Source organism: Acidithiobacillus albertensis (genome assembly GCF_001931655.1).
Taxonomy (GTDB): Bacteria; Pseudomonadota; Gammaproteobacteria; order Acidithiobacillales; family Acidithiobacillaceae; genus Acidithiobacillus; species Acidithiobacillus thiooxidans.
In genome coordinates this window covers 1-7,724 of the sequence record NZ_MOAD01000037.1, presented here as the reverse complement: position 1 = coordinate 7,724, position 7,724 = coordinate 1, and the positions used below count along the sequence as shown (strand labels likewise).

General features: G+C 51.2%; 5 protein-coding genes and 1 pseudogene. All 6 read right to left on the bottom strand.

Annotated elements, in window-relative coordinates:
• Positions 1-2,998, bottom strand: a 2,998-nt coding sequence (locus BLW97_RS16935; protein WP_143214966.1) for an ArdC family protein, incomplete at its 3' end; no start/stop codon positions are given.
• Positions 2,999-3,075: 77 nt separating this feature from the next.
• Positions 3,076-3,792, bottom strand: a complete 717-nt coding sequence (locus BLW97_RS16930) for a hypothetical protein (protein ID WP_075324022.1) — start codon at positions 3,790-3,792, stop codon at positions 3,076-3,078.
• 259 nt (positions 3,793-4,051) lie between these two features.
• On the bottom strand, positions 4,052-6,136 hold the full coding sequence (locus BLW97_RS19550; protein WP_075324021.1) for a YadA family autotransporter adhesin: 2,085 nt from the start codon (positions 6,134-6,136) through the stop codon (positions 4,052-4,054).
• 70 nt (positions 6,137-6,206) lie between these two features.
• Positions 6,207-6,833: a hypothetical protein gene (locus BLW97_RS16915; RefSeq protein WP_075324020.1), complete on the bottom strand. Its 627-nt coding sequence runs from the start codon at positions 6,831-6,833 to the stop codon at positions 6,207-6,209.
• A gap of 156 nt (positions 6,834-6,989) precedes the next feature.
• The gene (locus tag BLW97_RS16910) at positions 6,990-7,283 is read right to left on the bottom strand and encodes a hypothetical protein (protein ID WP_075324019.1); all 294 of its coding nucleotides are present in this window, start codon (positions 7,281-7,283) and stop codon (positions 6,990-6,992) included.
• A gap of 224 nt (positions 7,284-7,507) precedes the next feature.
• Positions 7,508-7,724: pseudogene (locus tag BLW97_RS19845) on the bottom strand (hypothetical protein); the annotation flags it as partial.

The window sequence follows — 7,724 nt, the reverse complement described above, 5'->3', positions numbered from 1 at the left end:
CATACTCTACAGGATTATCCTGGATGGCTTTGGCCCATTGTGTAGCCTGTTGTGGGTCGGTACGCCCCTGACGGGTTACGAAGGATTCCGCATTGGCAACAGGGTCACTAAAACCGGCATAATCAGGATGTTCACCTTGCCGAATGCTGTGACGGGTTTGCAGGAAAGCCACCAGATCGGTGTCGAGTTGGATTTCCACCATTTTTTCCAATCCAGAACGGTCCCAATCAGGATTGAACATCGAAAGGCTATCATCCGGTCCATAGACTTCTACCCAATTTTTGGGGTTGCCATATGTTTCTTGTGCCAAGCGCAAATCTTCGGGATCTTTCAAATCGTAAACAATCTGTTCTCGCACACCTTCTACCAGCTTCGCCCATGGATCAATAAGCCATTCGTTATTGATCAGCGCGAAGTCGTGCCCCTCATGCCACCCTTCCTTGGATACTGCACAATCTGGGTTATCGGCCACATTAAATCCGACTACGCGAACAGAATGACCCGTCAAAGCCTGCTGCACCTGCAGTGCGTAATTCGTGCAAGCAATGGCATCTGTTCCATCCTTAAAAATGCTGCCGCCTTCACCTTCATGGGCCGTTTCATCATAAATTACGCCCATTGCTTTATCTGTTCCAAAGCGGGTATCCAGCCATGATTTTGTTAAAGTCTGCGCATCCATAGTGAGCGTCTTCTTCAACGTTGACGCCTGTTCAGGCGCCCGATCAATCTTCAAATCATTCAAATCCGCTATTCCAGCAAAGCTTGCAGCGGCTCCTTCCAGTGTATGGAAAGAAGTTGTTCTTACGGATTCACCCTTGAAAGAAGCCAGTTGGTATCCACCATCCTCAGATACATCATGCGGAAACTTCACGGTAACCTGATTGTCGGTCTTCATTGGGGCAGAGAATAGGTAACCGTTTTCCACTGCACGGGCTAGGTATCCCTCCAGCTTTTCTGGCGAATTCTGGTGTTCCTGAATATCCTGGCGCAACTGATCAAGAGTAAGCGTCTTCCGGAAATCCGGGGGCAGACCCACCCGATATTTTTCAAAATCCGCCTCCGTGGCGGGGCGCAAGTTGGCCTTTTCGCTGTCCAGCAAATGAAATCCTCCATCGCCGGACAATGACATGAAAAAATCAGGTGCCTCATCCTGGCGGATAAAGCCCAGTGTGTGTTCTTCATAGACAAAATATTTGTCGTTGTCTGCAGGGGTTGGTTTCACGCTATTGTCCTGACTGATCAGTGGCTCACCCCCCTCAAGAACAATTTTTCGTTCATAGGCATTGACCGCATTTTCAAACTGCTCACGAATTTCCCGATTTTGCAGATTGTCAGAGGCTAAATCCGGAGAGACAACGCCCTTGCGGACTTCGATCAACTGTTCTTTAAGATCGGCCAGTTGGTGTACGTCATCCTTTCCCGCAGACATGACAAATCCCCTAAAGTCCTGTGATGGGACTTCCCCTTCCTGGTAAGGGTAAATCCATCGGGATGCAACTGCCGATAGCTCGCCGTCATCGTTGGTTCGCAGGTGGGTAACAATGCCCAGTCGTTCACGATCTGCAAAGACTCCCTGTTCATTCAGGCTCTTTTCGCGGGTGCGAATCAAATCGCCTACCTGCAGATTTTGAATGTTCGCCATCCTCGGATTTCTCTCTGGATTTTCACGTGCCTTTTCCACCTCAGCGAGTACCGCTTGATCGGCCTGATTGCGAGAATCATCCATACCCATGGTCTGTTTATAAGCCTCCGTGATGGGATCAATGGCGTCCAGGTCAGGTCCGGGAGTGACGGCACCCGGGATGTGCTCTACCAGGTTATCCGGCAGTACCATGGGCACGAGGTTATCCCCCCCGCCCAGGATGGGAGCGCCGCTCGGGAATCGATCAATGGGCCGCAATCGTGTGGCTTCGCCGGGCTGGGCATTGTCCAGTACGATACCTTCCACCTCCTGTCCAACTGCATTTCTGAATCGCACATAATCGCCACGAGAAATGCCTGGCATTTCCTGTTGTTGCTCCAGCGATAATTCCGGCGTCCGTTCGATCAGGTAATCACTGATTTTTTGCGCATCAGTGATGGCACTCATGAGCTCTTTTTTGCGGTCCTTTTCCGGTAGAGCACTCAGCCAACTGGTCAAATAAGCTGCCGTATTATCAACCCCAGCAATCACTTCGCGGCCTTCTTCCTGCTTTTGTGCGTCTGGCGAGAAACCGATACCTAAGCTTAAAGCCGTCATGGCAGCAGATAATTCCGCCCGTAGTTCTTCTTTCGCGTATTTTTGAGACCCAAAGCGGCCAGACAAATCCCGATTCAAACGATTTTGGTGGCCGGTAGAATGGGAGAGTTCATGTAGGAAAATCGTGTCGTGGTCGCGACCAGTCTGAAATGTTTCGATGGGCGGCATATTCACTCGGTCCTCCACAGGACGATAAAATGCCCGCGAACCAGAATGCTGCACACCTACACCCATGTTTTCCGCTAATTTGGGGATGCGTTCATCTACAGCATTGTTTCGACCGGGTAATTCTTGCTCCCGATCTTTTGGAGGAATACCGTCAATTTGTGAAGCGTGAAAAACCTTGTAATATTTCACACCATTACGTCTTTTTTCCGGAGTGATATCCTCTGCTCCAGCGTCTCGCAGCCTCTGGATCTCTTCTTCGGTACGCTTGGGCTTGTAATCTGACCATTTTTCAATGGTCGTACCATGTTCGCCTTTGCGTACCTGCCAACCAGCATCTGCGGCTTGCTTGTAAGTCATCCAGCGATTGTCTCCGGGGTCTGGCGAAAACATCATGAGATTTTCTGCATTGACTCCACGATAAGGTTTACCCGTGATCGCATTGAAAGGCATTTCCATCTCACCGGCGTCCCAGGGCTTTTGCCACCAGGCGTCGTTTTTCTCAATAGAAGTCAGTAAGAGTTCAGCGAGTTCCGCCCGTAGATCCTTCTTCTGCTTGTCTTTTCCGCCGTGCGTTTTCGCTTCCCCTGCCATGACAATCTCCTGATCCAATGTCTGAATGATCAGGTATAGCCCGGGGGGGTATGGTATAGCCGCTCGCCGCAACGGTATCATTCGCCAGCCAGAAGTTTATTTAGCGTGGCTTCAGATAGTTCCCCGTTTTCAGCCTTTACCAGAGTGACACATTGCACGCCACTTTCTGTTTGCATCTCAAAGCAGTCAATAACCGTTAGTCCCAAAGACTCGGCGACATCTGCCGAAAAGAATTTCTCACCAAAAAAGGGAATGGCGCTACCCAAGCAGGATGACAAAGCCCGTGTTAGCCCCTCTAAAAGATGGACGACCAGCCATAAAAAATGATTTTCGAGAATGTCATAAGCGGCATCTTCATGAGTGCATCGCAACATCCATTCCGCAGAAAATGGCGCATCTGTAAAAACCCAATCAAAAAGCATCACTCCGCCGATGGCTCTTTCAATATCTGCAGGTTTCCCGTCATAAAGGCAAGACACAGCTTCACGTATTTCGCTGTGCTTTTCGATAAACGAAATCGGTAACAAAATACCAATCCGAACATTACCCCCAAGTACCGCAGACAGTATCTCAACTTTTCCCTGCGCCATGGACGCCGTAGCTTTCCAAAAACCCATATACCGTACAGACATCGCCTCCGGTGATGTATCTGGCAAAAAAAGACTATTCATGCTGCCAGATTGCCAGAATCCTTTAACAGTGGATTGTCCTTCCCGATTTTTAATGCGCTGGTCCAGCGCCTGGAAAAGTCTGAGCAAAGTTTCTTTGTGTGTTATCCGAACAAATTCAGCCATATGGTATTTCCTAATATCCAATAATGCGTTATACCCACTACATCAATGATCAAAAAAACTATTTGCGCTGAAACCAGAGAACCGGAGCCTATTTTCCAGCCATACCAAAACCAGAGCGCATTAGAGATTGTCCAGACAATAAACAACCAGCGCATAGGTGGCGCGTGGTCTACGGCCAGTACAAGCGCTGCCGCAATCGTGAGGAAACTACCAGCGCGACCAGCCCATACCCAGGTCGGCGCGGCAAAGTGAGATAGTGTTATTTCCAACTATAACTGCCTGCGGCATCGACCGCCGTATTCTTGGGCTGTCCGTTGCTGCCGACACTGAGCATGGCCGCCCAATGGCTGCCCCAACGATGTTGATAGGCAAAAGCAAAACTGGACTGGCCGTTATACTCTGCCGTGCTGCCGGCAATGGTGTTGCGATGTTGACCGGCTGCAGCTTCGGCGGCTGCGCCGGCCATGGACGCATCGACAGATCCTACTTTATCGGCAATGGCCTGAGCATCGCCCTTTATACCTTTCAGTCCATCCTCAAACTGCTGCAAATTCACTGCGTCATGCGGTTCTGTGCCTGAGGCCACGTTGGTTACTTGACGATCCAGACCGGACGCTGCGTTACCGACCGAAACAGAATTGGGCCGACGCGCTATGGAGCCATAACCCAAAGCGACGGACCCGCTACCCAGGGCTTCCGAATCCTGGCCGACTGCCGTACTGTTCGGAGCCAGGGCTTGCGCATGATCTCCCATGGCCGTTGTAGAATATCCGTAGGCCCTAGCATCTGGTCCTACGGCAACCGCAGCATTGCCTTCTGCCCGGCTACCCGCACCATAGGCCGTTGCGCCATTACCGGATGCTTCGGCGTTGTCGCCTTGCGCGATGGCTCCCTGGCCCTGCACCGATGATCCCCGGCCACATATAATATCGCCGGTTCCATTGTCGGTTTGATGACAGGTCAGATTAAACAAATCGTTGCTATGTAGATCGGCCTGTTGCTGGGCCTGGTTCGCATACCCCTGTGCCGCCTGTTCGGATTCCCAGACATCGTTACCGTTGGCCGCCGTGGTACTGCCCTCGGCAATGGTTCCATTTCCGACATTCGAGATCGTGACCGGACCCGTTGTAGCGTTTCCGGCGCTGGCCGTAGCGGTCGGCGTAGTGCTGGTACTGCCGCTGGATGTTGTGTAATGCAAAACACCGGTACTGCTGGCGGTCGCTTGCAGATTGTTCAATGCCTGATTTGTGGCATAGAGTTCTGATCCGTTCACGGCATTGGTACTGGTTGCGCTGATCTGGCCTGCCGCCACATGCGTAATCAGCCGATCATTGCCGGAGGAACCCACACTTACGGTTCCGACCGAGCTGGACCCGGCAACCGAATAGCTTTGACCGCGAATAGTGACGCTCGATGTACCGGTTGGCGCGGTATTGGCGGTGCTGTGTGCCCCCAAGGCTACGGAATTGCTATCCTGTACGGCACTGTCTGTACCCAGAGCTTCTGAATCATTGCCGGTTGCTGAGGATCCATAACCATAGGCTTCTGAGTCTGTTCCGGTCGCCGTAGCGTCTTTACCTACGGCGGTAGAAGGGTCCACTAGTGAGATGGAATCAGTTTTGCCTGCGGTAGCATCGCCGCCAATGGCTATGCTGCCATCTCCGGTAGCGTCTGCGCCACTTCCCTCTGCAACATTGTCATTACCATACGTCGTACCGCCGCCGATAGAGGTGTTATCTTGTGGTGCAGGGACTTCGCCTGTTTCGCCGTCGGTTTCATCGTTGACGCCAAATCTGTCTAAAGGCAGATTTTCGTCATTTACAGACCCGTTGATGACTGTATTATCTAACGGCGCTTCGCTGCTTTGGGTACCTCTACCCGATTGTGCTTCGGTCCCAATTGCCACGTCACTATTGGTTTGCGCATCGTCGCCAATGGCCGTACCGGTTTCTGGCGGAAAAGTGCGTTCTCCAGTGCTGTAAACCGTCGCCCCGGAGCCATAAGCCGTTGCATTATCGCTATTGTTGATGGCAGTAGAAGATGTGCCGCCAGTACCGGATGTGCTGCCGGACCCGCCAACATTGGCCGCACTTTGGGCGACCGTACTGTTTTCGGTGAGTGTACTGGTGTTGCCGTTTTCTGCAATGTATCCACCAATATTGATGTTTCCGTCGCCAGATGAATTAGTCTCTCCGCCAATGGCGATGTCACCTGTACCGATGGCGCTGGAATCGTTACCAATGGCTACAGATGTATTGGGTGGGGATACAGCAATAGCTGCAAACGCTTCCTGGGAAACAAAAAGCGCGGACAAAATGGCGACTAACAAAAATCGTTTTTTCATAACGCCTTCTTTGAATGTAAAGTACAAAAAGCCGGACCCGAAAATCCGGCCTGCAGATTACAAAAAAACGTCAGAACATCATGGAATAACCAATCTGATATTGGTCTGTCGAAAGGTGCAGACCCGCCGCACCGGACAGAGGCAATTGGCTGTATTCATAACCGACGTTGAACATGCCGGGGCCGACCCTGAAGTTCGCACCGGCTCCGGCGTTATACATCAGGCCGCCGATGGTGGAGAGATTGGTCACACTGGTCGCAAAGTCGCGGCCAAAGCCACCCTGGGCATACAGCTTGACGTTGTGGTTGATGGCATAGTCATACTTGACCCGCGCAAAGGCGGTTGCTGCCGACAGGTTGCTGCCCTGGACGTTGAGGGACTGAAAGCCCATATTCAGGGATGGCGTGACCGTACCCAATCCTTCACCCAGATGAATCACCTTGCCGACACCGACGTTGCCCAGGAAGAAATCGGCCTGGTTTTCGCCACCGGCACCCAGAAAATGACCGTTCACCTGGTAACCGCTACCCAAAGACTGTGTGGCGGTCAAGCTGCCACCGGGTAGGCTCATGTTCAGGCCATCCCCGGCATGGATGCCGATATTGGTAAAGCCGATACCTGCGGTCGTGGCACAGGCGGCCATGGAAAAGCCGGAAATGGCTAAAGAAATGGCAACTACACGGATTTTTCGTAACATGGATAATCCTCTCGTGATAAAAACATCGCTTTGGTATAGCACAAGAGAGATCGGGGTTTGATGATGGCGACTTGTAGTGTTTTCTGAAAACAGCAACATGAGCTATCGACGCAAAAAAGGCGCCGTCAGGCGCCGAGAGGGGAGGGTGATTTCGTGTTAAAGCATGTTGGCTGCAGATGTCGGATTGTGTTTTCCTGAATACTCTTTTTTCATAGCAGCAGAGAAACCAGCATTTGCATTCTTACAGGTAGGCTGGGGAATGGAACGATTCCCTTCGCGATCAATTTTTGAGCACCAATGCATTTGTTTTTGCGCCTTCCAATGGTGTTTGGTGTACCAAGCCACTGAATGACCGGGATATGGGCCATTGTATTCATGCGAACAGGCAGCCAATCCTGTTGCCAACAGCATTGCAAGGCCAAGACGTGCAGCGATTTTTGAGTAACGCATTGTTTGCATTCCTTATGTTGAAATATGAGTAAATAGTATACTACGACGCAATCAGTAGCAGCACAACCCCTTTATCTTGCGTTCACTTTTCTATAGGTTTTTGTAGATCAAATATTTCTTATTGCATTGATTGTAAATGGGTTTACAGCTGATTTATGTGCTTACGTTTTCTGCTTTCTCAGCCTTGATATGGGGAGTGCCCCGGGCAATGCCGGGGCTCCAGGCTAAAAACGAACTCGTTTCAGTAGTGGGGAATGGGTAGGATTACTATTAAAACAAGCCTCTCCATTCACGATGAAGGCTATGTCATCATCAAAATCTGTCTGGGTTGGGGCAGGGGCTGGGTCGGTACCACCGCCACCGCTAACCCCAGTATCAGACTCGGGAGATGCAGGGGTACCGGCATCATCATGTTTCCCGCCGATCAGTTGCAGGCGGTTG